Raw genomic sequence first — 19,989 nt, 5'->3', positions numbered from 1 at the left:
GAGACGGAGCAGCGAGGTCAGAAAAGGTCTTTCTGCCTCTTGTCGCGGTGGCCGCCGCGATGATGCGCACGGTGGCGATGCACGGTGCGCTGCGTCACGCCGAGGCGGTGGGCGATCTCATGAGCATGGGAATCGCCCGTCCCGTCAAGCTCATGAATCCGCTCGGCTATGGCGCGGATGAACTGCCGGTAGGTGCCGCCGATCACGAGCGGGATGTCACAGGTCTCGCCGCCGAAGCGCTCGCTGACCATGGCGGCGGCCTTGAGGCCGACGCAGGCGACAAGCCAGTGATCGGCCGGAACCTTCTGCGGGAAGTAGACGCGGGTGCCGCCGCGGCGCGCGGCGATCGCCAGAGCGCCGGCTTCGCCGATCAGCTCCGCAATCTCCGCCAGCACGCCGGGCAGCTTCTCTGTCATCGAAGGATGGTCACGATGACGTTGTTGCGCACGATGTAGGTCAGGCCGTCGGCCTGGATCGTCAGATCCCCGGTGCCGATGTCAGAGGCCGCCTGGACGGCGCGTTTCAGCGAGCCTTCAAGAGCGCTTCGCAGCGCCTCGATATCCAGCCCGCCGGCGCGCTCGACGAACCTCAGCAGCGCATGGTCGGACACGCGGATGATATCGGCGCGGGGTGATTTCATCGGCTGGCCTCCTTGGGATAGCGGCGCGCGAACTCGCGCCGGACAACGTCGGCGAAACCTTCGCCATGCTGTTCCGTCAACTGTGCCAGCAACGCGGCTCTCGCCGGCCAGGAGAGCTTGCTCATCTGCTTAAGCAGGGACTCGATTTTCTCCTGACCGCTCACGGGATCGGCCTCCGTCCGGTGCGCGGCTCGACCGCGCGAGCGTGATGGCCGGAGCAATACGGACCGCCCTGGCGCGCCGGCGCGCCGCAGAAGAAGAAGTCCGGCTCAAGCGGATCGCCGACCGGCCAGTGGCAGCAATCGGCGGTGAGCTGCACGAGGGAGCGGCGCTGGCTGGCCGGAATCGCGAAGTCATCGATCTTCGGCGGCAGCGGCTCGTCCCGCTTTGGCGCGGGACCAGGAGTCCGGGCGCGTGAGGTCCGCGCCGGCTTCTCGCGCGGGCACGCCGCGTGGCCATTGCACGGCTTGGGATGCACCCGGCCCGGCGCGGCCAAACCGGCGCGCGTCACCTTGCTGATGACGGCGTTACGCGTGACGCTGCCGAGCAGCGAGGCGCATTCGGAGGCGCTGATGCCGGCGTTCCAGAGCGATGTAAGAACGCGCACCCTGGTCTCGCTCCAGCCCGATTCCTTCTGTGCCCGCGTGAGCTCCGTGTCCGTGACCGGCCGGTTCATGGGTGCGCCCTCCTGCGGATGTTATAGATCGCGCGAGCCGTTGCTCTGTTTTGAATTCCCGCGCGCGACTTGTTCAGTTCCTGCCAGCGCGCTTTGGCTTCGTCGGCTGCCTCAAGAAGCGCGCGCTCGTCAGGCGTCAGATACTTGCGCCAATCGTATTTTGAATCGCGTTTGATAAAGCTCACGACGAGTGCTCCTTTCCCACATGCGGCGCGCGACAACGCGACCACGCGTTGAAATCTTCGACCCGGCAGCGGCTGCACGGTCGCGGCTCTCCTGCGGCCGACATGACAACGCCTCGCCCCTCGCAACACAGGCAGGTCTCGCGTGCTGTCGTCACGGCCGACCTCCGTGCAGAGCGGCGCGCAGCTTGCCGCCGAGCGCCTTCTGAACGTCATCGTAATGACGCTCATTCATCGCGTTCCAGTCGTGCAGCCATGTGATGCGCGCCGCGTAGCCGAGCAGGTCGTTCATCGGATCGACCGCGCCGCCGATCTTCTTGACCGCGCCGAGCGCGATCAGCCGCGCCCATTGAGCGTCGATAACAGCGCGCTTGCTGGCGATGACGTTGCCGCTATCCGGCCATTCGACTCCGGCGGCGCGGGACAGCCATGCCTTCAGGCCTTCGATCGCAGCGGTCCCCGACCGGGCGTCACGCAGGAAGCGGGTGTGTGACACGCCTGTCTGGCGCTGAAGAAATGACAGCATGGCGCGGTCCGTGCGGTCGCGGGCCACGCCAAGATCATAGGCGGCGATCCACAGCGCACGGAGCTTGCCGCCGATCGGGCTGTCGAGGCCGGCGACCGCGCCGGACGCCGCCGCGCCGCCGGTCGCGTCGCGCAGCTTCTCGATGACGCGCACGGCCTCCCGAGTGCTCAACGCTTTCGCCGACCGCTTGCCGGTCTCGCGCGCGAGAAAATCGCGATAGGTGTCATTATCCATGCCGACACGGGATTTCAGGGTGTGAATGGTCGCGATCATCGACGTGGAGGCTGGCTGAGAAGAGAGGCTCATGTGGATCATCCTTTCTTGGCGAAGCCGTTCCCGTCGCGCGTGCCGAGCGGGACGATCGCGAGTTCAAGATCGACGGCGTTGAGGGCGGCATCGAGCAGGTCGGCGCGCGGCATGCTGCGGAAGCGCCAGAAGCGGAGTGTGTCGACGCCGATGCCGGCGCGCTCGGCCACGTCGGCCAGCGTGGCGCGCTGCTCGTTCATTTCGACGAAAAGCCCGCGCACCACCGGAATGGTGTGTTCGGGAATCTTGATGGCCTGGATGCGCGCCAGATCCTGCGCGGCGCGCTTCTTGAGGATGAACGAAGGATCGGCGTTCATCCGCCGCATCAGTTCCGCCTGCGCGGCACGCCGATCCGCTGTTTGCTGCTTTATCGCGGCTTTCCGCGCGGCCTGAAACTTCGGGTCGGCCTGCAGGGCGCGCATGCGGGCGGCGCGCGCCGCCCGCTCGGCGTCCGACAGGCGGATGGTCCGAGTCTGTTTCATGCCGACGCGACCCGCTCGCCGGCGTCGTCGAGAAACAGGGCGACGGCGTCAACGATGACATCGGCGGGATCGTCCCCGCTCTTGCGGCAATGAGCGCGCAGCGCCACCTCGACGGTCGGCGGCAACGTGTAGCCCGGCAATGGCGCAGCCGCCGCGCCCACAAGCGCGATCGAGCGCTTGCTCCCAAACTGTCTGACGATGTGGCCCCGCTTTTCGAGGCCGGTGACAAGGCGGTGAATGCTGGACTTGGATGACACTCCAAGACCAACGGCGATGTCGTCATATGACGGGCTGGAACGGTATCGCGCGATATGCGCCTGAATGACGTCCAGACATTCTCGCTCGCGCGAGGTCAGGCCGAATTGCGGCGCTAGCGCCATGTGCATCTGCGGCGCAGACATCATGACGCCTCCGCAAGCTGCTCGTCGGCGAACGGCTCGACGGTGAAGGTCTCGCCGGCTGAGGCGATCTTCACGCCGTCAATCTTCTTGGCGAGATTCGGGTTGCGCAGCATCGCGACCTTGTCGATCTCGACCGTCTCGCGCAGGAAGCCTGCGAATTCGGCACCGGCATCCTTGATGCGCGCAATGACATCATCCACCTTGCCGCGAAAGCTGACCTTGGCCGGATTATGCCGCCACGACACCTTGCCGGTGCCGAGATCGACGGTCTTGCTTTTGTCGCCGCCGGTGAGCGTGGCGCGATTGGCGTCGCAATACGTCTGCAAGCCCTTGAACAGGTCTTTCGCCGCTGCCTGCAGCGGTTGGGTCATATCGACGTATTTCTGTTTCGTATCGGCGAGCGCCTGATTCAAATCGGTTTCAAGATGCTCGATATCGCGCATGACCTTGCCGTATTCGGCCAGCATCGCGGTCGCTTCCTCGCGGGATTGCGGCACGCGCACCGCAACGGCAGCCATCGCCCTTGCCTTAACCATTCGTCGTCTCCTTTTCGGTTGGGGTTGGGGTTGGGTCGTTCTCGCGGCCGTAGCCGAGATCGGTCAGCGCCTGGGCGACCATGTCGATTTGAGTATTCACCGCGCTGCGCAGCGCGGTGCGGCGGTCGGCGTTGCCTTCGGCCTGCAGATCGTCGGCGGTGAGCAGCAGCGAGAGCGTGAGTTCGGCGAGCCGCGCGTGATCGCGATACGCGCGCGCAAGCGCCATGATCTCGACAGTTGAGGCTTGCAACGCGCGGCGCTTGCCGCTTTTGAGGATCGCGGCGGCGATGGCGAGAACATCGCTCGCCGAAATCGCCGCGACCTGTTCGGCCAGGGTCGGCAAGGCCGGCGCGACTGGCGGGGCGTCGGGTGTGGTGACGGGATCGGTCATGACGCACCCTGTCGACGATCGCGCGGGCCGAACGCGCTCGGCAACAACCGCACGTTGGTGTCGCCCTTCAGGCACTCTGCGAGCACCTTGAAAGTGTCGAGGGCGATGCCGACTTCCGCCATCGCGGCCTTACTCGCGGCGGCATGGAGATCGCGCCGGAACTGATGCCATGCGGTCGCATCGGGACAGGGATCGCCGCGACACCAGGCGTCGAAGGTGTCGCGCAACAAAGCGAGATCAGCGGCCAGCATCGTTATCCTCCTGAGTGAGACGGGAATGCGGGCAGCCGCCGCGGCAGGCGCGATACAGCTTCGCGCGGATCGAGGATGCGCCGGTGTTGTCCATGCGTTGCTCATTCAGGCAGCGCTTCTGCTCGATCGCGCCGAGCACGGGACAATCAGTCGGCGGCGGCGGAAGAGCTTCGCGGGCACGTTCTTCGATCTTCGCAAGGTTCCCGCTATACTTGTTGTACAGCACACTGCACAGCACGTTGCGGCGGATACCGATGCGATGCGCCGTCTTGCCAAGGTTCGTCCGGTTGGCCTCGATCGCGAGCGTCTCGATCCAGTCGGGCATTGGATCGCCCCAGCCCGCGCGGGCATTGGCGATGAAATCGACGCCGACAGGCTTTTCTCCTTTGCGCGCAAACATCACTCGTCCTCCTGAGTAAGACGGGAATGCGGGCAACCGCCGCGGCAGGCGCGATACAGCTTCGCGCGGATCGAGGATGCGCCGGTGTTGTCCATGCGCTGCTCATTGAGGCAGCGATCGCGGCCGATCTCGCCGACGATCGGGCACACGACCGTCTCGCCCATGAGAGCGCCGCGCACCTTGGCGGCCACGCGGTCGATATCGCCGGGATATCGATGCGCCAGAACGTGGCTGATCACGGCCGACGAATATCCGATGCGCTTGGCGGCTCTCGCCGCCGTGGTGCGGTTGCACTCCTGCGCAAGTTCGACAATCCAGTCGGGCGGCGCACCCCATGCCTTGCGAGCCTTGGCGAGGAAATCGACTTTCTGTTTCAAAGCACGATCTCCTCGCTATGCGGGCCGTCAAAAACCGCCCTTTGGTTACGGTCAAAGATCAGTGAGACCTGCACCAGCATCGGCGGCTTCGGGCCGGTGTTCATGCGCGGCAAGAGTCGCCACGCGTCCGATTTGGCTGCCGCGTCGCGATGGAGCGTGAGATATCCTGCGTCGCGCAGCCGTCGCAGGTATCGATCAGCCACCTCGGGCTGGATGACGAGTGTGTCCGTCGACGCCGCGATGGCCAGCTCGCGCGTTGTGAATGTCTTGAGGCTGCGGATAGCAACCCACAGCGCTTCTTGCGCGGTGCCGCCGATGAGATTGCGCGTCGGCACCGGCACTCGCAACCTCAGCATCTTTCCATGGTTGACGGGCATCACGCGGCCGCCTTGGGCTTGCGTTGATATGCCTCGACGTGCCGGACCTGCGGCGGCTCCCCGGTGAAGAACGGCTCGCTCGCCCGCACCTTAAGATCGATGGCTTTGAGGCCCTGATTGCGGGCGAGCTCGGAGGCGTGGGCCAGATTCACAACGATGCGGCGCGCACGACCGCCAGACGCCGAGCGGATCGTGTCGAGAAGGTCATCCTTGATGGTCACGCCTGGCACGAACGCCCTGGCAAGCTCGCGGGCATCGTCGAGGTCGCAGGGCTGTGCCTGGAACCAGTCGAGCACGCGGTTATGCACACGCTCGACGGTGAGCAGCTTCGCCGGCAGCTTTTCTTCGCCGATCAGGATGATCGGTGCGCCGGAAGATTCCTGCAGCTCGCGCACGATCTCGATCATGCCCTTGTCGACAAGCTTGTCGGCTTCGTCGACAATCAGCGGCCGGTCGGGGTCTTCGCCCAGGCAGGCGATCGCCTGTTCGGCCATATCCGCCGTCGTCGCCTTGACCAGGACGGTTTCGCCAAATTCGCGCAAGATCGCGCGAAGGAAGGTACGGCGAGTCCAGCTATCGCCGACCTCGACGCGGACCGCGTTGGATTTGTTCTGCGCAAATATAGAAGCGTAGGTTTTGCCGTAGCCGGACGGACCGCTGCAGACGCCGAGTCCGGGCAAGTGAGCGGCGCGTTCGATCAAGCGGCGGGTCATGACCATGAAGGCCGCGACATTCTTGATCGGCACCGGGCCTTTGACTTCGTGAGACGAGCGAGACGACATTCTATTCAAGTCCTTTAATTGCAACGGGATCGGCTTCTCCGTATGTGTCGAGAAAGCCTCTGTACTCGGGACCCTCGCGGTACCCACCGAGCCAAAGCAGGTCATCGGCATCCACGAATTCATTGCAGGCGATCCGCGCCTCGATGGCGCGCGCCCGATTCCAGCGCTGGTGTGAGGTCTCCTGCGTCCGCAGCTTGCGGACCTTGGCGGCCGGCGCGGAGGCTTCCTCGGCACGGAGCTGCTCGGCCAACGCCGTGATGGCGTCGGAATGTACAGTTTCAGTCGGCTTCGATGCGCTCGCCGCGGCGGTGAGCGCCGGGGTTTCATGCACTCTTGAAGACTTCGGAAATTCAACCAGCGTGCCGGCATCGACCAGCGATTGCCGATGGATAGCCGAGGCGAAGTCCTTCGCCTTGATCCGCCGCGCCTCGCGCTTAACCTGATCCATGCGCTCGTTGATGTGACGCTTCTGCGCGGCGCGAGCTGCAGCGATCGCCGCCGCCGGATCGACGCCCGCAAGTTCCGGCGCGACCGCTTCGCCGAGATAGGTCTCGCCGTCCGTCTCAAAAACATAGGCGCGGCCCATGTCATCGGTGTCCATCCGCACGAGCACGGTGTCACCGACGTTGAGGAAGCCGCCGATATAATGCGTGTCGTTGATGCGAAGGCCGGTCTTGGTGACCACGCGCAAACCATCCTTGCCCGCGACCGGCGCGAGCAGCATATCGAGGGCGCGGACATCTTCGATTTTGCGGATCGACACTGCCGCCATGGCAGCTTTGGCGAACGGCGTCTGGCCTTTAAGCCCTGCATGGGGCGCGCGGCCATAAACATCCTTGCACCAATCGTCGACCCGCGTCTGCAGCTCCGCGGCCGACAGATCAACCTCAAACATATCCTCCGGCTTCTCGCCGAGGCGTTTTGAAAAGCTCTTCCGATTCTCAATCACTTTGCGGTCGGCAACGCTGTGGCCGATGAATCCGGGAAGTGTCCGCATCAGGCCGCGCTGCAATGTTCCGATTGCGCGCTCGACGTGGCCTTTTTTCTCTGGCGAGAAAGGCGGTGCCAGCTCGACCTCGATATTGAGAGAAGCGAACAGGCGCTGCGTGACGCGGGCGATGAAATCCGAGCCGTTGTCAGTCTTGATCCGATCCGGCACGCCCCATGAGAGGATTGATTTGCGGATGAGAAGACCCACCGCGGCGGCACGCGGCGTCTTGGTCACCAGCGCGACCATGCGGCGCGACCAGATATCTTCGCAGACGTAGACATGGTAACGGCCGTCCGTCGTCAACACGTCCGCCGGCGAGGCATCGATCTGCCACACTTCATTGAGGCGCATCGCCGGATTCGCCACGCGCGCGGCGAAGCGCATGGTTGATTTGAAGCCGTCGGGGTTGCGGATGGACTCGAGCTCGACGCGATAGCTCGCTTTCCATGCCTTCAAGGCGTGTTGAAAGGTGCGGATCGGAGGAAGATCAAACACGCGATCGCCGATCATCACCTTCGGAAAGCGATCGGCGATCAGGGCGCGGATGTGGTGTGCGGTAAGTTGCGGCTGCTTGGCGAGCAGCGCCAGCACCGCGACCTTCAACTCGCCGTCGTTTGCGCGATCGAGAACGCCAGTGCCCTTGCGGGCTGCGGCGCGATCAACCGCCAGCTTCGACTTGCGACCAGCCTTCGCATGGGCGCGCCACCGGGCCAGCGTGCGTGGCGCGAGGTGCTTGACCTCGGCGCGAATCCAGTCAGCAACGTCGAGAGCATCGGGAGCGTTGTAAAGGTCGCAGAAGTGGCGGTCGGAGCGCTTGTGCCCAACGCCGGCCTCCGCGGCGATCTTGTCGGCTAGTCCGAGAATGGCGAGCCGCGCATCGCGGGCCGACGCGGCGCCGCCTTTGACATTGACGGCCTCGGGCTCGGCAGCGGCGTCGCGCGCCATTGAGGCGGGGACTTCAATCGCGTCGATGTGCTGGCCGACATAGGCGACGCGCGCTTCGGAAGGCAGCGAATCGACCGCGTATTCGAGGCCACCGCCGCGCGCGTTACGCAGTCGGGAGGTCCAGCCTTGCCGTTCTGCCGCAAAAAGCACGCCACGCTTGCTTGCTGGCAGGCCGGGCAACCTCAACTCTGCGATCTCGGCGGCGGATAAAAACAACTTCACCGGCCGGCCCTCCATTGAGCGTCGGCGGCATTGATCTCGCGGTCCAGCTTGTCGCGAGCTTCCTTCGCCATTTCGCGGCGGATCAGCGCTTCGTATTTGGCGTGAACCGCGATCACGTCGGTGTCGGCGAGAAGCGCATTCATCAGGCGCAGGTCGCCGGTGACGGCGAGAAGCGCGACCAGACGGTGCGCCGGGATATTATTGCGCTCGTTGGCCACGGATGAATACTGATCGAGCATCGCGACCGTGATGGTCTCGCCGAGGTAGTCGCCCATCATGTTCGCAACGACATCGCGCGATCGGCCGGATTCCTTGATCGCCTCGGCGACGGCGCGGGCAACGCGGGCCGAGCAGCGCGCGGCCTTGACGCGCTCCGGCGCGAAACGCTCAACTACCGGAGGCGGCGTGAAGTCGCGAAACAGGTCCGGCGTGCTGGCATCGCGGCGGCGCGTCATATCCACGCCTCCGGCAGTTCGACGACGATCCAGTTGCGGCGCGGCTCGCGGGCGCGGAGACCATCGAGCAGGTTGAGATATTCGGACTCCAGTCGCGCGACGTTGCGATCGTCGTATTCGCGCGCGCGATCGGGGTGCGCGGTTGTGTACGGCGTCGGGATGGGCGTCGATTGATCGTATCGACCTGTAAAGAAGCGTGGACCGCGCGGTGTGGCGAGCGCGAACCTCATGGCTGCCTCGCGACGTGTACGGCAATAGCCGGCCGGAGGGTCGATGACGCGACGCAGCCTTGATCGTGGCTGATGCGGGCCATCAAGCCGGCGAGCGAGAAACCGGCCAAGACAAGCAGCGCGACGACGAAGCGGAGAAGCTCGAAGCGGTCACGCGGCATGGTTGATCCCCATGGCGAGGGCGACCACTGCCGGCACGATCAGCCTGTAGCCGTCGCCGTTGAAATTGGAGCCGATGGCGATGCCTTCGAAGCCGAGCCTGTGCTCGACGCCGGTGGCGCGGTCGCGGACCAGGAGGCTGGCATCGTCGACGTTGAGCAGATCGACGGTCATCTCGACTGAGTCACGCATGCGTGTCTCCGTCGTTAAGACGCGAGATCAGACCTTCGATTTCGCCCACCATCAGCGCGGCGCGGACGCGGGCTTCAATCGACGTTGTATCGATGTGTGGGGGGAGACGGTTCTCGATCGTGCAACGAGTCACGGCCGGCGACAGGATGGCGCGCCGACCAGCCCATAGACCCGTAAATCCGCTACGATCCAGCTCGCGCGCCAACGCCTCAACCCAGTCGGGAAGATCGCTTCCCCATGCAGCGCGCGCGCGTTCGAAGGCCGGGACTAATTCATCCGCAACCAACTTTGCACAATGGGGGCAGAGGCGCGTCGTCATACGCGCCCCCCGGTCGGGCTCAGTTTTGCTGTACGCTTCTGAGTCGACCTCTGAGCAGCGCTTCGGGTACGAGTTTTGACAATTAAATTTCCCTCACTGTCGAACCAGTGAGGCCAAAGCTCGTGCAGATTTTTGCCAAGGAAATCAGCTATGATTTCGTTGGAAGGCTTGCGTGGGTAAGACAAGGCGGCTCGGAGAGTGGCGTCGGCCAAGCCGTTGTTGCGGGCCAATTCGGCGAGCGACGTATTGCGCTTATGAATTGCGGCTACGACGTCGGCCCGATGCCAGCCTTGAGGGATCATCATTGAGCGATTTCGGTTCAAGAATGAAGTTAGAATCATCGGAAATGCAACGAACGAAGCAATGTTGAGTGAAAATGGCAAAAAAGACAAGCGATTTCGGCTCAGAAACCATCTTCAAGGCCGATGATTTTGCCGAAATCGGTAAGAACCGCTTGTCGGCTAAGCAGATTCGGGAATTTTCGAAGGTTTTAATGGAGGTCCCTGATCACGCCGCATTGCCCGACTGGACGCATCTCACGGTCGGAGATCGGCTAGCGATCGTGTCGACTTTGATTCCCGCGGAGCAGCTAGAAAACCTCATGGGTTCCGGCGCTCGATACGCGATCTCGCGCTATCGTACTGGAGCCAAGGTTCCGGTTGACGCTGTGGCCGCATTGGCAGCAGAAACGATGCTTCCCGTAGATTGGATCGTTTCCGGGCGCGCTCAAGCGCGGCAACCACCGCTCGTGCGGATTACGCCGGACAATCCGCAGGCCGATCCCGACGACGTGCCAATCCAGAAGCTTGCTTTCAAGGCCGCCGCCGGGCGCGGCGCACTGATCCTTGACGAACTCGCCGATCACGTCCGGTTTCCCCGCGCGATTCTTGCTCACGTCGGCGTCGCCCCGCAGCACGCACGCCTGATGGAAGCCAGTGGCGAAAGCATGAAGGAGACGATTCATGATGGCGATACGCTGCTCGTCGACGTGTCGCCGGCGGCGGTGGAGATCGTGGAAGGCAAGATTTACGTATTCGGGCTCGGCAACGAAGCCTACGTCAAACGTTTGCGCCGCACTGGCGACGCGGTCATCATGATCTCGGACAATCGCGAGCTGTTTCCTCCAGAGGAAGCGCCTCGGCATTTGCCGATGCGGATATTCGGGAGGGTGAAGTGGGCCGGACGAAGCCTTTGAGCAGTTCAACCATCCATTAAGCAGAATCGTTGCGAGACGCGGTTGGTGTCCTCTGCCTTGGAGTGGCGGGGGTATCAGCGTTGTGGGAACGCTGACAGCCGCGGGCCTATCCTGGCAGACTGACCCGCTCGACGACCGAATCCGTTCTCGCCGACCCGCCGCTGCTGCACACGGGGTGCACAGCACAGCGACGGTAGGCAGGCCGGAGTATTTTGACGAGATGGAGTCGCGAGTTGTCTACAGGGCCGTCGCGCCGGTTAAGCCGGCGGCCGGTTATATCGGTGGCAAGAAGAAGTTATCCAAGATGCTGGTCGACCGGATCAGCCGGATTCCCCATGAGACCTATGCCGAGCCGTTCGTTGGAATGGGCGGCGTCTTCCTCAGACGCCCGCGCGCCCCGAGAGGTGAGATCATCAACGATCGATCCGGCGACGTCGCGACCTTCTTTCGAATTCTCCAGCGCCATTACGTGCCCTTTATGGACATGCTGCGCTGGCAGTTCACGGGCCGTCAGGAATTCGAGCGATTGAAGGCGAGTGATCCGGGCACGTTGACCGATCTGGAGCGCGCGGCGCGATTTCTTTACCTTCAACGGACGGCGTTCGGCGGGAAGGTTGCGGGTCGCAACTTCGGAGTCGATCCGCTTGGCGGTCGATTCAACGTGACGAAGCTCGCGCCGATTTTGGACGCGCTGCATGATCGGCTCGCCGGCGTCGTCATCGAGTGCCTGCCCTGGGCTGATTTCATCGCGCGTTACGATCGGCCGGGCACGCTGTTCTACCTCGATCCGCCCTATTGGGGCGGCGAGAACGACTACGGCGCGGGAATGTTCGATCGGGTCGAGTTCGAGCGGATGGCCGCCGTTTTAAGAGGCCTTCAAGGCCACTTCATTCTCTCGATCAACGACGTTCCGGATATCCGAAAAACCTTCGCCGGATTCACGATAAAACCGGTCTCATTGACCTATACGGTGGCGCGATCGACCAACGCTCACCCGGCCCGCGAGCTGATCATTTCGCGCCGCCGATTCTGCCGCCGGAGGATTCCCACTTAGGATTCCCACTTGGATAGCGGTCCGATGGCGCATCCCAGAAGGAAACACCTGTATTTGTTGGAATTTTTTGCGTAACCCCATAAGTGGGAATCCACCCAGCGCGTGACGGTTATTTCTTCCCACTTGCTCGGGCCAACCGCGATTTTTCGGGGATTACTTGAGATCGCCCCGTCGGGCTGTGCCATGTGAAGTTGCGCGCGCCGGGGGATCGCCAAGCCCGCCGAGAACGGGAGAAACCCGCCAACGACGGGCACTTCCCGTATTTCTTCGGCTAATCCCGGCCAATCCCGGTTAGTGCCATACAAACTTGCGCGTCACACGTGTGATGTTCCGGCGCAACTGTGGAGCATGGCGTAAACCTACTCCGGGAGCGTCACGCTGTCAAGGTATTTTTTCCTAGGAATCTTTACCGCGCACCGGACCTATTTCAGCAAGCCGTTCAGGGCGTCGAAGCGCTCCCTGAGCGAACCGCCGATGCCGCTCACCGCGGCCACGATGACGATGCTGATGCCGGAAGCGATCAGCGCATATTCGATCGCCGTCGCACCTGACGTGTCCCACAGAAATTCCGACGCAAACTTTGCAAGGCGGCGCAATGCCCAACTCCGCTATCTGGATCCCGCGATATTCCGCGTTCCTTTTTGCAACTTAAAGGCGAAAGATTGCCCAGACCCTAAGCGACGCCCTGAACGAATGCTTAAAGCTGATCCGTCATGGCCGGGCTGTTGAGTTCGTCCAAAAGAACATACTCTTTTTGATTTGACGCGTTTTCTTTACGCAAACCAGATTCCATCCCCGGGTCGGGTCCGAGGACATGGTTCGCTCGAAAACGCTTTACCGACGAAGCTCCGCGCGGATCAGGCCGAAGGGCCGGCGAGCGGCCGCTCTTCCATTCGCGCCAGGAGCAGCGCGGCGACGGCCATCATCGCGGCCGTGGCGGCGAACACATAACGGAACGCCGTCGTGAGGTCCGAAGCCTGGATCGCACTGATCCGGCCGCCGCCCTCATGGCCGATCATGGCGTCGGTTCCCAGCGTCATCAGCAGGATGGCGGCGAACGCGGCGACGACGAAGGAACAGGCGAGCGCGCGAAAAAAATTCATCGCGCCGGTGACGGTTCCGACCTGCTCGCGCATCACCGCATTCTGCAGCGACACCACGCTGACCGGAAAGATGGTGCCAAGACCGAACGCGAACAGCGAGAGCATCGCCAGCAGCGGCCATAGCGGCATCGTCACCGCAGCCATGATCGCGGCCATCACAGCCGCAAAAGCGGTGCCGACGATCGCGATCCGTTTGTAATGGAGGGTATGCGTCATGGCGCGGCCCGCAAGCATCGCGCCGCCGGTCGAAACCGCCGCGATCGGAATCAGCGCCAGTCCGGATTCGCTGACGCCGAGATGATGGACGACCTGATAATACAAGGGCAGATGCACGGTGATCCCGATGATCGCACTGAGCGCGAGAGCACTCGCGGCTATCGCATACGGGACCACCGACCCGCCTATCAGCGACAGCGGGAGGAATGGTTCGGACGCCTTGCGCGCGTGCCAGACGAAGACCGCGGCGAGCGCCAGCGAGACTCCCAGCATGGCGACGATTTCCCGCGAGAGCCAGGCGAAACGGTTGCCGCCCCATGTCAGCACCAGCATGAACACCACAGCCGACGTCATCAACAGCAGGCCGCCGGTCCAGTCCACTCTGCGGCGGCGGTGAAACACCGGGATGCTGCCCATCTTCGGCAACAGCAACGCCAGCGAGACGAATCCAAGCGGCACGTTGATCCAGAAGATCATCGACCAGTGCAAGTGCTCGGCGAATACGCCGCCCAGCACCGGCCCGGCGATGCCGGCCGCGGTCCACACGCCGCTGAAATAAGCCTGATACTGGCCGCGCTCCCGCGGCGTCACCACATCGGAGATGATTGTCTGCACCACAGGCAGGATGCCGCCGCCGCCGATGCCCTGCACGCCGCGCGCCACGATCAGCGTCGTCATGTTCTGCGCCAGCGCGCAAAGGACCGAACCCGCGATGAACAGGCCGAGCGCGGTGACGATCATGGCGCGGCGACCATAGATATCGCTCAGCGTGCCGAACAAGGGCGCGACCGCTGTCGACGCCAGGAGATAGGCCGTGATGATCCATGCCAGCGTGGTGACATCGTGGAACTCGCGGCCGATGGTCGGCAGCGCGGTTGCGACGATGGTCTGGTCAAGGGCGGCGAGAAACATGGTCAGCATCAGGCTGACCAGGATGGTGCGGATCTCGCTCCCGCCCGGCTGGGCGGGCGCCACGACCGGCGGCGCATCGCCCTCACCTTCAGCCAGACCGGGGCGCGCCGCGTCTTCGCCGGACGAAATCGGGGGACCGGACCGACCCCGACCCAGGCGCTCATAGGTATTCATGCGGACGGAATATGATCTGGCTCAAAGGCGCGGGAAGCTGCCGCGGTTCTCTACTTTGCTATTTTATAATGTTGGCGAGAGCCTTCTGACAGCGATGGGCCAACAAAAAAATTACCAACCCACGATCGCAAATCTGTGATCGGAACGGGTCAACGCCGGGGTGGCGGTTTGCGAAGCCGGGCGCGCTTCGGCAACAGAACCGGCCACTGCACGATGTGATCCTCGAGTTCGGAATCGGGAATCTCGTCCTCGGTGCCACGCACCCTTCCGCGCACCGAAACACCCGCCTCATGGACGGTATGGGGGTCGCCGGAAATCAGCGGGTGCCACCAGTAAAGATCGCGCCCCTCCGCGACCAGCCGGTATCCGCAGCTCGGCGGCAGCCAGTTCAGGGTGCGGACATTGTCCGGGGTCAGGCGGACGCAATCCGGAACCTGCTCGGAGCGCTTCGGATAATCCTTGCAGGCGCAGAGCCCGGCATCCAGAAGCCGGCAGGAGACGTGCGTGAAGTAAATGTCGCCGGTATCCTCGTCCTCCAGTTTTTCCAGACAGCAGCGCCCGCAGCCATCGCACAGGCTTTCCCATTCGGCGGGCGACATTTCATCCAAGGATTTGGTCTTCCAGAAGAATCCCTTCTGTTCCGAGGATTGCGCGGGTCGTTCGGTCATGGAGTACGCCGATGGTTGTGTCAGAGAATGCCGATCTCCGTCTATGGGCTTCGCCGGCACTTCGCGCAAGCGCGCCACGCGGGATCAGGGACGCCGCGAGCGCGGCCGCGCCGGGCTGACGTCACGGCCGGCCATTGGTTTATCACCCGCGCTCGGATAGAAGAAAAACGGCTTCCCCGAGAATACCTGAACGTCGTTCCAGCGGAGTTTGGAGACGCCTTCACGAGTGCCTTGGGTTTGCCGTAACGTTCTTGCATGAGGTGGCGGCGGCATCCCGGATCAAAGGCGCCGCCATGCCGCAGATCGATCACAGGCCCCGGTGCTCAACATCCTGCCCCCCGATTGGAAGAAGCGAATCCGGCATATCATGCTGGATCTCGACGCGCGCATCGATTCCACCCTGTTCTCATCAGCGGTCGGCGCGCGCGAGCTTTATGAGCGCTTCTCCACCTTCATGGACCGCTTTTATGTCGGCCATTGGAAACGCTGGGTCTTCGTCGAGCCATTGTCGGAAGCCGCGACCCTGGGTCTCGGCGGTCTCATCCTCCTGCTGGCGCTGGCGCAACCGGCGTTCCGCGAAACCGCCGACGAGGACTGGCTGAAGAAATCCGATCTCGCGGTGACCTTCCTCGATCGCTACGGCAATCCGATCGGCAGCCGCGGCATCAAACACAACGATTCGATTCCGCTGGAGGAGTTTCCGGACAACCTGATCAAGGCGACGCTCGCGACCGAAGACCGCCGCTTCTACAATCATTTCGGCATCGACGTCGGCGGCACCTTCCGCGCGGTGGTGACCAACGCGCAAGCCGGCGGCGTGCGGCAGGGCGGCTCCTCGATCACCCAGCAACTCGCCAAGAACCTTTTCCTCTCCAATGAGCGCACCATCGAGCGCAAGGTCAATGAAGCCTTCCTCGCGGTCTGGCTGGAAACCCGGCTGAGCAAGAACGAGATCCTGAAACTGTATCTCGACCGGGCCTATATGGGCGGCGGAACCTTCGGCGTCGACGGCGCGGCGCATTTCTATTTCAACAAGTCGGTGCGTGACGTCAATCTCGCCGAATCCGCCATGCTCGCCGGCCTGTTCAAGGCGCCGACCAAATACGCCCCGCACATCAACCTGCCTGCCGCTCGCGCCCGCGCCAACCAGGTGCTCGACAACATGGTCGATTCAGGCTTCATGACCGAAGGTCAGGTGTTCGGCGCGCGGCGCAATCCCGCCACCGCGGTCGACCGCCGCGACGAGAACTCGCCGAATTATTATCTCGACTGGGCATTCGAGGAAATGCGCAGGCTGGTCGAGACCTTTCCGCGCTCCTATACCGAGCGCGTATTTGTCGTGCGCACCACGATCGACATGAACGTGCAGCACGCGGCGGAAGAGGCGATCGAGAGTCAGTTGCGGCAGTTCGGCCGCGACTATCACGCCACGCAAGCGGCAACGGTTGTGGCGGATCTCGACGGCGGCATACGCGCCATGGTTGGCGGGCGCGATTACGGCGCGAGTCAGTTCAATCGCGCGACGGACGCCCTGCGCCAGCCCGGATCCTCGTTCAAGCCGTATGTCTACACCACGGCGCTGCTCAACGGCTTCAAGCCGACATCCAAGATCGTCGACGGTCCTGTCTGTCTCGGCAACTGGTGCCCGCAGAATTATGGTCATTCCTACTCCGGCACGGTGACGCTGACCCAAGCGCTGACGCGTTCGATCAACGTCGTGCCGGTGAAGCTCTCGATCGCGCTCGGCAAGGGCGCGAAGAATCCCGCCAAGGCGGGCCGCGCCAAGATCGTCGAGGTCGCTCGCAAGTTCGGCATCGTCACGCCGTTGCCCGATACGCCCTCGCTGCCGATCGGGGCCGACGAGGTCAATGTGCTCGAACATGCCGTTGCCTATGCGACGTTCCCGAACAAGGGCAAGGCGGTGACGCCCCATGCGGTTCTCGAGGTCCGCACCGGCGCCGGCGATCTGGTGTGGCGCTACGACCGCGACGGTCCCCAACCGCGCCAAGTCATTCCGCCTTCAGTCGCCGCCGACATGGCGGGCATGATGAGTCATGTGGTCAGCGAAGGCACCGCGCGCCGCGCGATCCTTGACGGCATCCCCGCCGCGGGCAAGACCGGCACCACCAACGCTTATCGTGACGCATGGTTCGTTGGCTACACCGGCAATTTTGCATGCGGGGTCTGGTACGGCAATGACGACTATTCACCGACCAACCGCCTGACCGGCGGCGCGCTGCCCGCCCAAACCTGGCACGACATCATGGCAGCCGCGCATCGCGGCATCGAGATCAAGGACATCCCCGGTGTTGCCACGCCAACGAAACCGGCCGCAGGCATGACCGCCAGAACCGCCGACAGCCAGGACAATGCAACCCCGGCGCCTCCGCCTATCCTGACCAGGCGCGGAGCCGATATCCTGGTCCGCGTGGAAAAGATGCTTGATGAAGCAGCCCGCACAATCGGAAAAACCTCGGCTGGAGGGGCGGTCAATCCGGTGCGCTCGGACGCCCTCAATCCCACCTCCCCCAACGGCGACGCCAGGAATGTGGCAACCGCGTCCGGCGACCGGGCAATCCCGAAGCCAGGCAAGAACTAGAGTCTGTTTCAACTGCGTTGAATCAGACTCGTCGCTTATCTTTTTGTTTGAGCATGATCTTTTCCGAAAGCCGGTTTCCACTTTTCGGAATCATGCTCTAGAGTCCTCACCGCTTCATGGAAACCGTGAAAGACTCCGTCCTTTTATTTGATCTACAAGTGATCGTCAGATTTCAACACCGGAGCGCCGACCCGTGCGGCTGATTATCATCACCTTGCTGGGTCTCGGTCTCGCCACCGCGATCGGCCTTGGAGCCACCTGGATCACCGCAACGCGCGGCACCAATCTCGGCACGCTGACCATCGGCGCATGGACGGCAAGGCCAAGGATCGGATCCGCCGAGATCGATCCCTATTCACGCGCCGCAATCGCGCGGAGCGGAGAACTACCGATCGGAGCCGGAGACGGCATAGCATTTCTCGCCAAAGCCGATGACGCGCAGCGGCCGCTCGATGGCCGGTGCGAGGTCATTATCGCGGGGATCACACCAGCGGCACGCTTCTGGACGCTGACGCTCCACGACCGCAAAGGCTATCTGGTCGCGAACGCGCTGCAACGCCATGGCTTCACCAGCCAGGAGATCGTGCGGAACTCCGATGGCTCATTCATTGTGCATGTGGCGGCGCGCGCGCGCGCCGGCAACTGGCTGCCGACCGGCGGCATCGAGCGCTATGTGCTGATGCTTCGCCTTTATGATACTCCCGTCGGGGTGGGCACGCGAACCCGACGCGACGCACCCATGCCTTCGGTCACGACAGAGAAGTGCTCATGATCCGCCTGCTGTTTGCGATTGTCGGGGGCATTCTGCTTGGCGGGATCGTTCATCTCGTCAGCGTGTTGGCGCTGCCGCGGATCGCATCCCAGGACGCCTATTCGCGACTGACGGAGATCACCACACTGAACGCCGTAACGCCGTTGCCGCCGGCGGAGCCCGCCAACTCGCTGATGCCGTACATGGATCCCGCATTCGCCACCGCGATCTGCCGCTACGACCTGTCGGACGGATCGATCAAGCTCACGGTGCCTGTGAGCGAGGCGTATACGTCGGTGTCGTTCTATACCCAAAGCAACGTCGCCTATTACGCCATCAACGACCGCTCGGCCGGACGCAAGGTGATTGAACTCAACCTGATGACCGAGGCGCAGCACGCCGATCTGCCCGAAGAAGAGGACGTGACGGCCGCGGACCGTCTCATCATCGATTCTCCCTCGACGACAGGGCTGATCGTTCTCAAGGCGCTGGCGCCTGAGCCGGGCATGATGGAGCAGGCGAGATCCTCTCTCGCCGCCGCAAAATGCCGGCTGCAAACCGAGCCGCCCGTGATGAAGCCGGAAGCGAAACGATAGATATTACTTTGGCGCGTTCTCTTCACGCGAACAGGTTATCCATCCTTGGAGCTCAAGCCCGAGGATAGGCTTCGTTTGAAAACGCAATGTGCGCTATCCACGCGTGCGCAAGGCGCGGCCGATCACGGGGGCCGAGGCCACGGGCGGATTGGCGCTCAACACCGCGAGGTGCCCGATCAGGCGGTCTGCGTCAGCTGCCACACCGTCCGGCGCATGAATCACCAGATGCTCGAGCGCCCAGCGATAGGATGCGATCCGCTGCTCGAGACACTGCTGCACCCACTGCACGATCAGAGTGTTTTCCTCCATGCGAGCGACGGCGTCAGCGCGCTCGCGCGGCGACAGGTCCGACACCAACCTCAAGCTGGCGTTACGCTTGCTGTCGAGATCGAAAACCTGCCGGGCGGTGTTGAAGAACGGGTCGAAACGGGTGAGGTCGTCGCGAACGTCATCGATCAGTTGCGCATAGCGCGAAGCGTGAGATCGATGCGGCTCGTCGAGAAGCAGCCGGCCGTAAGCGGAGCGATCGAATGCAGGCTTTTGCCGCCATGGCGCAGCCAGCGGGTCGTAGTTGCCGAACACACTCTTCCAGGCAGGCCGCGAATGCGGCGGCTCGACCAGCGGATAGGCGAGATCGCGCAACTGCCGCTCGTTGTCGGTCAATTGAAACCGCGACGGCTGGCGACCGATGCTGCCGGTCGCTTCCGCACCCATCCAGCGGTGCATGTCGTCATTGCGTGCGTCCTGACGAACGCGACCAAAGTCGCCGCCACTGCAAGCGGCGAGCGCTGCACCCAGTAGAATCACGGAAAGAAGCGAAGCGAGACGCGATCGTCCCAGACCTGGCGTCGCGAGCGGCGTCTTCTGCATCGGGTGAGTCC

31 protein-coding genes are annotated in these 19,989 nt (G+C 63.2%); 5 read left to right on the top strand and 26 right to left on the bottom strand.

Going from position 1 to position 19,989, the window contains the following annotated elements:
- Positions 1–17 precede the first annotated feature (17 nt).
- The 22 genes from NWI01_RS00780 to NWI01_RS20215 all read right to left on the bottom strand — a co-directional run bounded on the left by NWI01_RS00780 (position 18) and on the right by NWI01_RS20215 (position 10,142).
- Positions 18–416: a hypothetical protein gene (locus NWI01_RS00780; RefSeq protein WP_141381843.1), complete on the bottom strand. Its 399-nt coding sequence runs from the start codon at positions 414–416 to the stop codon at positions 18–20.
- The gene (locus NWI01_RS00775; RefSeq protein WP_141381842.1) at positions 413–640 is read right to left on the bottom strand and encodes a hypothetical protein; all 228 of its coding nucleotides are present in this window, start codon (positions 638–640) and stop codon (positions 413–415) included. The genes NWI01_RS00780 and NWI01_RS00775 overlap by 4 nt, the downstream gene beginning before the upstream one ends.
- Complete coding sequence (locus tag NWI01_RS19265; RefSeq protein ID WP_210242928.1) at positions 637–804, bottom strand: hypothetical protein; 168 nt, start codon at positions 802–804, stop codon at positions 637–639. The genes NWI01_RS00775 and NWI01_RS19265 overlap by 4 nt, the downstream gene beginning before the upstream one ends.
- Positions 801–1,316, bottom strand: a complete 516-nt coding sequence (locus tag NWI01_RS00770; protein WP_141381841.1) for a GcrA family cell cycle regulator — start codon at positions 1,314–1,316, stop codon at positions 801–803. The genes NWI01_RS19265 and NWI01_RS00770 overlap by 4 nt, the downstream gene beginning before the upstream one ends.
- Positions 1,313–1,501 carry a hypothetical protein gene (locus NWI01_RS00765; RefSeq protein ID WP_141381840.1) on the bottom strand — a complete coding sequence of 63 codons (189 nt, stop codon included), beginning with the start codon at positions 1,499–1,501 and terminating at the stop codon, positions 1,313–1,315. The genes NWI01_RS00770 and NWI01_RS00765 overlap by 4 nt, the downstream gene beginning before the upstream one ends.
- Before the next feature lie 151 nt (positions 1,502–1,652).
- Complete coding sequence (locus NWI01_RS00760; RefSeq protein ID WP_181410314.1) at positions 1,653–2,330, bottom strand: regulatory protein GemA; 678 nt, start codon at positions 2,328–2,330, stop codon at positions 1,653–1,655.
- A 5-nt stretch (positions 2,331–2,335) separates the two neighbouring features.
- On the bottom strand, positions 2,336–2,812 hold the full coding sequence (locus tag NWI01_RS00755; RefSeq protein WP_141381838.1) for a hypothetical protein: 477 nt from the start codon (positions 2,810–2,812) through the stop codon (positions 2,336–2,338).
- Positions 2,809–3,216, bottom strand: coding sequence for a LexA family protein (locus tag NWI01_RS00750; protein WP_210242927.1), 408 nt, complete (start codon positions 3,214–3,216; stop codon positions 2,809–2,811). Before NWI01_RS00750 ends, NWI01_RS00755 begins: the two co-directional genes overlap by 4 nt.
- On the bottom strand, positions 3,213–3,749 hold the full coding sequence (locus NWI01_RS00745) for a host-nuclease inhibitor Gam family protein (protein WP_141381837.1): 537 nt from the start codon (positions 3,747–3,749) through the stop codon (positions 3,213–3,215). Before NWI01_RS00745 ends, NWI01_RS00750 begins: the two co-directional genes overlap by 4 nt.
- Positions 3,742–4,140: a hypothetical protein gene (locus NWI01_RS00740; RefSeq protein WP_141381836.1), complete on the bottom strand. Its 399-nt coding sequence runs from the start codon at positions 4,138–4,140 to the stop codon at positions 3,742–3,744. Before NWI01_RS00740 ends, NWI01_RS00745 begins: the two co-directional genes overlap by 8 nt.
- Positions 4,137–4,391, bottom strand: a complete 255-nt coding sequence (locus NWI01_RS00735; RefSeq protein ID WP_141381835.1) for a hypothetical protein — start codon at positions 4,389–4,391, stop codon at positions 4,137–4,139. The genes NWI01_RS00740 and NWI01_RS00735 overlap by 4 nt, the downstream gene beginning before the upstream one ends.
- Positions 4,378–4,791, bottom strand: a complete 414-nt coding sequence (locus NWI01_RS00730; protein WP_141381834.1) for a transcriptional regulator — start codon at positions 4,789–4,791, stop codon at positions 4,378–4,380. Before NWI01_RS00730 ends, NWI01_RS00735 begins: the two co-directional genes overlap by 14 nt.
- On the bottom strand, positions 4,791–5,168 hold the full coding sequence (locus tag NWI01_RS00725) for a transcriptional regulator (protein WP_141381833.1): 378 nt from the start codon (positions 5,166–5,168) through the stop codon (positions 4,791–4,793). Before NWI01_RS00725 ends, NWI01_RS00730 begins: the two co-directional genes overlap by 1 nt.
- Positions 5,165–5,545 carry a hypothetical protein gene (locus NWI01_RS00720; protein WP_141381832.1) on the bottom strand — a complete coding sequence of 127 codons (381 nt, stop codon included), beginning with the start codon at positions 5,543–5,545 and terminating at the stop codon, positions 5,165–5,167. Before NWI01_RS00720 ends, NWI01_RS00725 begins: the two co-directional genes overlap by 4 nt.
- Positions 5,545–6,246, bottom strand: a complete 702-nt coding sequence (locus NWI01_RS00715; RefSeq protein ID WP_210242926.1) for an AAA family ATPase — start codon at positions 6,244–6,246, stop codon at positions 5,545–5,547. Before NWI01_RS00715 ends, NWI01_RS00720 begins: the two co-directional genes overlap by 1 nt.
- 82 nt (positions 6,247–6,328) lie before the next feature.
- Entirely contained in the window at positions 6,329–8,485 is a 2,157-nt protein-coding gene (locus NWI01_RS00710) for a DNA-binding protein (RefSeq protein ID WP_181410313.1), read from the bottom strand.
- A complete protein-coding gene (locus NWI01_RS00705) occupies positions 8,482–8,940 on the bottom strand; it encodes a hypothetical protein (RefSeq protein ID WP_141381829.1) in 459 nt (152 codons plus the stop codon). Before NWI01_RS00705 ends, NWI01_RS00710 begins: the two co-directional genes overlap by 4 nt.
- Positions 8,937–9,170: a hypothetical protein gene (locus NWI01_RS00700; protein ID WP_141381828.1), complete on the bottom strand. Its 234-nt coding sequence runs from the start codon at positions 9,168–9,170 to the stop codon at positions 8,937–8,939. Before NWI01_RS00700 ends, NWI01_RS00705 begins: the two co-directional genes overlap by 4 nt.
- Positions 9,167–9,331: a hypothetical protein gene (locus NWI01_RS18700; protein WP_181410312.1), complete on the bottom strand. Its 165-nt coding sequence runs from the start codon at positions 9,329–9,331 to the stop codon at positions 9,167–9,169. The genes NWI01_RS00700 and NWI01_RS18700 overlap by 4 nt, the downstream gene beginning before the upstream one ends.
- A complete protein-coding gene (locus NWI01_RS00695; RefSeq protein WP_141381827.1) occupies positions 9,321–9,521 on the bottom strand; it encodes a hypothetical protein in 201 nt (66 codons plus the stop codon). The genes NWI01_RS18700 and NWI01_RS00695 overlap by 11 nt, the downstream gene beginning before the upstream one ends.
- The gene (locus tag NWI01_RS00690) at positions 9,514–9,840 is read right to left on the bottom strand and encodes a hypothetical protein (RefSeq protein WP_141381826.1); all 327 of its coding nucleotides are present in this window, start codon (positions 9,838–9,840) and stop codon (positions 9,514–9,516) included. The genes NWI01_RS00695 and NWI01_RS00690 overlap by 8 nt, the downstream gene beginning before the upstream one ends.
- A complete protein-coding gene (locus NWI01_RS20215) occupies positions 9,837–10,142 on the bottom strand; it encodes a helix-turn-helix domain-containing protein (protein WP_375782163.1) in 306 nt (101 codons plus the stop codon). The genes NWI01_RS00690 and NWI01_RS20215 overlap by 4 nt, the downstream gene beginning before the upstream one ends.
- Before the next feature lie 74 nt (positions 10,143–10,216).
- Here NWI01_RS20215 and NWI01_RS00680 point away from each other — a divergent pair, with 74 nt between their 5' ends.
- Together NWI01_RS00680 and NWI01_RS00675 are read left to right on the top strand one after the other, a co-directional pair.
- Positions 10,217–11,035, top strand: coding sequence for a S24 family peptidase (locus NWI01_RS00680; RefSeq protein ID WP_141381824.1), 819 nt, complete (start codon positions 10,217–10,219; stop codon positions 11,033–11,035).
- 220 nt (positions 11,036–11,255) lie between these two features.
- On the top strand, positions 11,256–12,089 hold the full coding sequence (locus NWI01_RS00675; RefSeq protein ID WP_141381823.1) for a DNA adenine methylase: 834 nt from the start codon (positions 11,256–11,258) through the stop codon (positions 12,087–12,089).
- A 422-nt stretch (positions 12,090–12,511) separates the two neighbouring features.
- On the opposite strand, the gene NWI01_RS00670 is transcribed toward NWI01_RS00675, so the two are convergent.
- From NWI01_RS00670 to NWI01_RS00660, 3 genes are all read right to left on the bottom strand, one after another.
- Positions 12,512–12,685 (bottom strand): Flp family type IVb pilin, encoded by a 174-nt coding sequence (locus NWI01_RS00670; protein WP_141381822.1) that lies wholly within the window; start codon positions 12,683–12,685, stop codon positions 12,512–12,514.
- Between the two features lie 261 nt (positions 12,686–12,946).
- Positions 12,947–14,494 (bottom strand): MDR family MFS transporter, encoded by a 1,548-nt coding sequence (locus tag NWI01_RS00665; RefSeq protein ID WP_141381821.1) that lies wholly within the window; start codon positions 14,492–14,494, stop codon positions 12,947–12,949.
- Between the two features lie 149 nt (positions 14,495–14,643).
- A complete protein-coding gene (locus tag NWI01_RS00660) occupies positions 14,644–15,162 on the bottom strand; it encodes a YcgN family cysteine cluster protein (RefSeq protein WP_141381820.1) in 519 nt (172 codons plus the stop codon).
- Between the two features lie 367 nt (positions 15,163–15,529).
- Between NWI01_RS00660 and NWI01_RS00655 the strand changes: the two genes are divergently transcribed.
- The 3 genes from NWI01_RS00655 (at position 15,530) to NWI01_RS00645 (ending at position 19,108) form a co-directional block, all read left to right on the top strand.
- Complete coding sequence (locus NWI01_RS00655) at positions 15,530–17,761, top strand: transglycosylase domain-containing protein (protein WP_301293767.1); 2,232 nt, start codon at positions 15,530–15,532, stop codon at positions 17,759–17,761.
- A gap of 193 nt (positions 17,762–17,954) precedes the next feature.
- Positions 17,955–18,533 carry a DUF1214 domain-containing protein gene (locus NWI01_RS00650; protein ID WP_141381818.1) on the top strand — a complete coding sequence of 193 codons (579 nt, stop codon included), beginning with the start codon at positions 17,955–17,957 and terminating at the stop codon, positions 18,531–18,533.
- Positions 18,530–19,108, top strand: coding sequence for a DUF1254 domain-containing protein (locus tag NWI01_RS00645; protein ID WP_141381817.1), 579 nt, complete (start codon positions 18,530–18,532; stop codon positions 19,106–19,108). The genes NWI01_RS00650 and NWI01_RS00645 overlap by 4 nt, the downstream gene beginning before the upstream one ends.
- A gap of 93 nt (positions 19,109–19,201) precedes the next feature.
- On the opposite strand, the gene NWI01_RS00640 is transcribed toward NWI01_RS00645, so the two are convergent.
- Positions 19,202–19,978 (bottom strand): hypothetical protein, encoded by a 777-nt coding sequence (locus tag NWI01_RS00640; protein WP_141381816.1) that lies wholly within the window; start codon positions 19,976–19,978, stop codon positions 19,202–19,204.
- Between the last annotated feature and the right edge of the window lie 11 nt (positions 19,979–19,989).

Source organism: Nitrobacter winogradskyi (genome assembly GCF_006539545.1).
Lineage (GTDB): Bacteria > Pseudomonadota > Alphaproteobacteria > Rhizobiales > Xanthobacteraceae > Nitrobacter > Nitrobacter winogradskyi_A.
This window is presented reverse-complemented; position numbering and strand designations above follow the sequence as displayed.

Coding starts and splice junctions, on each gene's coding strand:
- NWI01_RS00780 (WP_141381843.1), bottom strand. CDS start 416: ATGACAGAGAAGCTGCCCGGCGTGCTGGCGGAGATTGCGGAGCTGATC.
- NWI01_RS00775 (WP_141381842.1), bottom strand. CDS start 640: ATGAAATCACCCCGCGCCGATATCATCCGCGTGTCCGACCATGCGCTG.
- NWI01_RS00770 (WP_141381841.1), bottom strand. CDS start 1,316: ATGAACCGGCCGGTCACGGACACGGAGCTCACGCGGGCACAGAAGGAA.
- NWI01_RS00760 (WP_181410314.1), bottom strand. CDS start 2,330: ATGAGCCTCTCTTCTCAGCCAGCCTCCACGTCGATGATCGCGACCATT.
- NWI01_RS00755 (WP_141381838.1), bottom strand. CDS start 2,812: ATGAAACAGACTCGGACCATCCGCCTGTCGGACGCCGAGCGGGCGGCG.
- NWI01_RS00750 (WP_210242927.1), bottom strand. CDS start 3,216: ATGATGTCTGCGCCGCAGATGCACATGGCGCTAGCGCCGCAATTCGGC.
- NWI01_RS00745 (WP_141381837.1), bottom strand. CDS start 3,749: ATGGTTAAGGCAAGGGCGATGGCTGCCGTTGCGGTGCGCGTGCCGCAA.
- NWI01_RS00740 (WP_141381836.1), bottom strand. CDS start 4,140: ATGACCGATCCCGTCACCACACCCGACGCCCCGCCAGTCGCGCCGGCC.
- NWI01_RS00735 (WP_141381835.1), bottom strand. CDS start 4,391: ATGCTGGCCGCTGATCTCGCTTTGTTGCGCGACACCTTCGACGCCTGG.
- NWI01_RS00730 (WP_141381834.1), bottom strand. CDS start 4,791: ATGTTTGCGCGCAAAGGAGAAAAGCCTGTCGGCGTCGATTTCATCGCC.
- NWI01_RS00720 (WP_141381832.1), bottom strand. CDS start 5,545: ATGCCCGTCAACCATGGAAAGATGCTGAGGTTGCGAGTGCCGGTGCCG.
- NWI01_RS00705 (WP_141381829.1), bottom strand. CDS start 8,940: ATGACGCGCCGCCGCGATGCCAGCACGCCGGACCTGTTTCGCGACTTC.
- NWI01_RS00700 (WP_141381828.1), bottom strand. CDS start 9,170: ATGAGGTTCGCGCTCGCCACACCGCGCGGTCCACGCTTCTTTACAGGT.
- NWI01_RS18700 (WP_181410312.1), bottom strand. CDS start 9,331: ATGCCGCGTGACCGCTTCGAGCTTCTCCGCTTCGTCGTCGCGCTGCTT.
- NWI01_RS00695 (WP_141381827.1), bottom strand. CDS start 9,521: ATGCGTGACTCAGTCGAGATGACCGTCGATCTGCTCAACGTCGACGAT.
- NWI01_RS00690 (WP_141381826.1), bottom strand. CDS start 9,840: ATGACGACGCGCCTCTGCCCCCATTGTGCAAAGTTGGTTGCGGATGAA.
- NWI01_RS20215 (WP_375782163.1), bottom strand. CDS start 10,142: ATGATCCCTCAAGGCTGGCATCGGGCCGACGTCGTAGCCGCAATTCAT.
- NWI01_RS00680 (WP_141381824.1), top strand. CDS start 10,217: ATGGCAAAAAAGACAAGCGATTTCGGCTCAGAAACCATCTTCAAGGCC.
- NWI01_RS00675 (WP_141381823.1), top strand. CDS start 11,256: ATGGAGTCGCGAGTTGTCTACAGGGCCGTCGCGCCGGTTAAGCCGGCG.
- NWI01_RS00665 (WP_141381821.1), bottom strand. CDS start 14,494: ATGAATACCTATGAGCGCCTGGGTCGGGGTCGGTCCGGTCCCCCGATT.
- NWI01_RS00660 (WP_141381820.1), bottom strand. CDS start 15,162: ATGACCGAACGACCCGCGCAATCCTCGGAACAGAAGGGATTCTTCTGG.
- NWI01_RS00655 (WP_301293767.1), top strand. CDS start 15,530: ATGCTGGATCTCGACGCGCGCATCGATTCCACCCTGTTCTCATCAGCG.
- NWI01_RS00645 (WP_141381817.1), top strand. CDS start 18,530: ATGATCCGCCTGCTGTTTGCGATTGTCGGGGGCATTCTGCTTGGCGGG.
- NWI01_RS00640 (WP_141381816.1), bottom strand. CDS start 19,978: ATGCAGAAGACGCCGCTCGCGACGCCAGGTCTGGGACGATCGCGTCTC.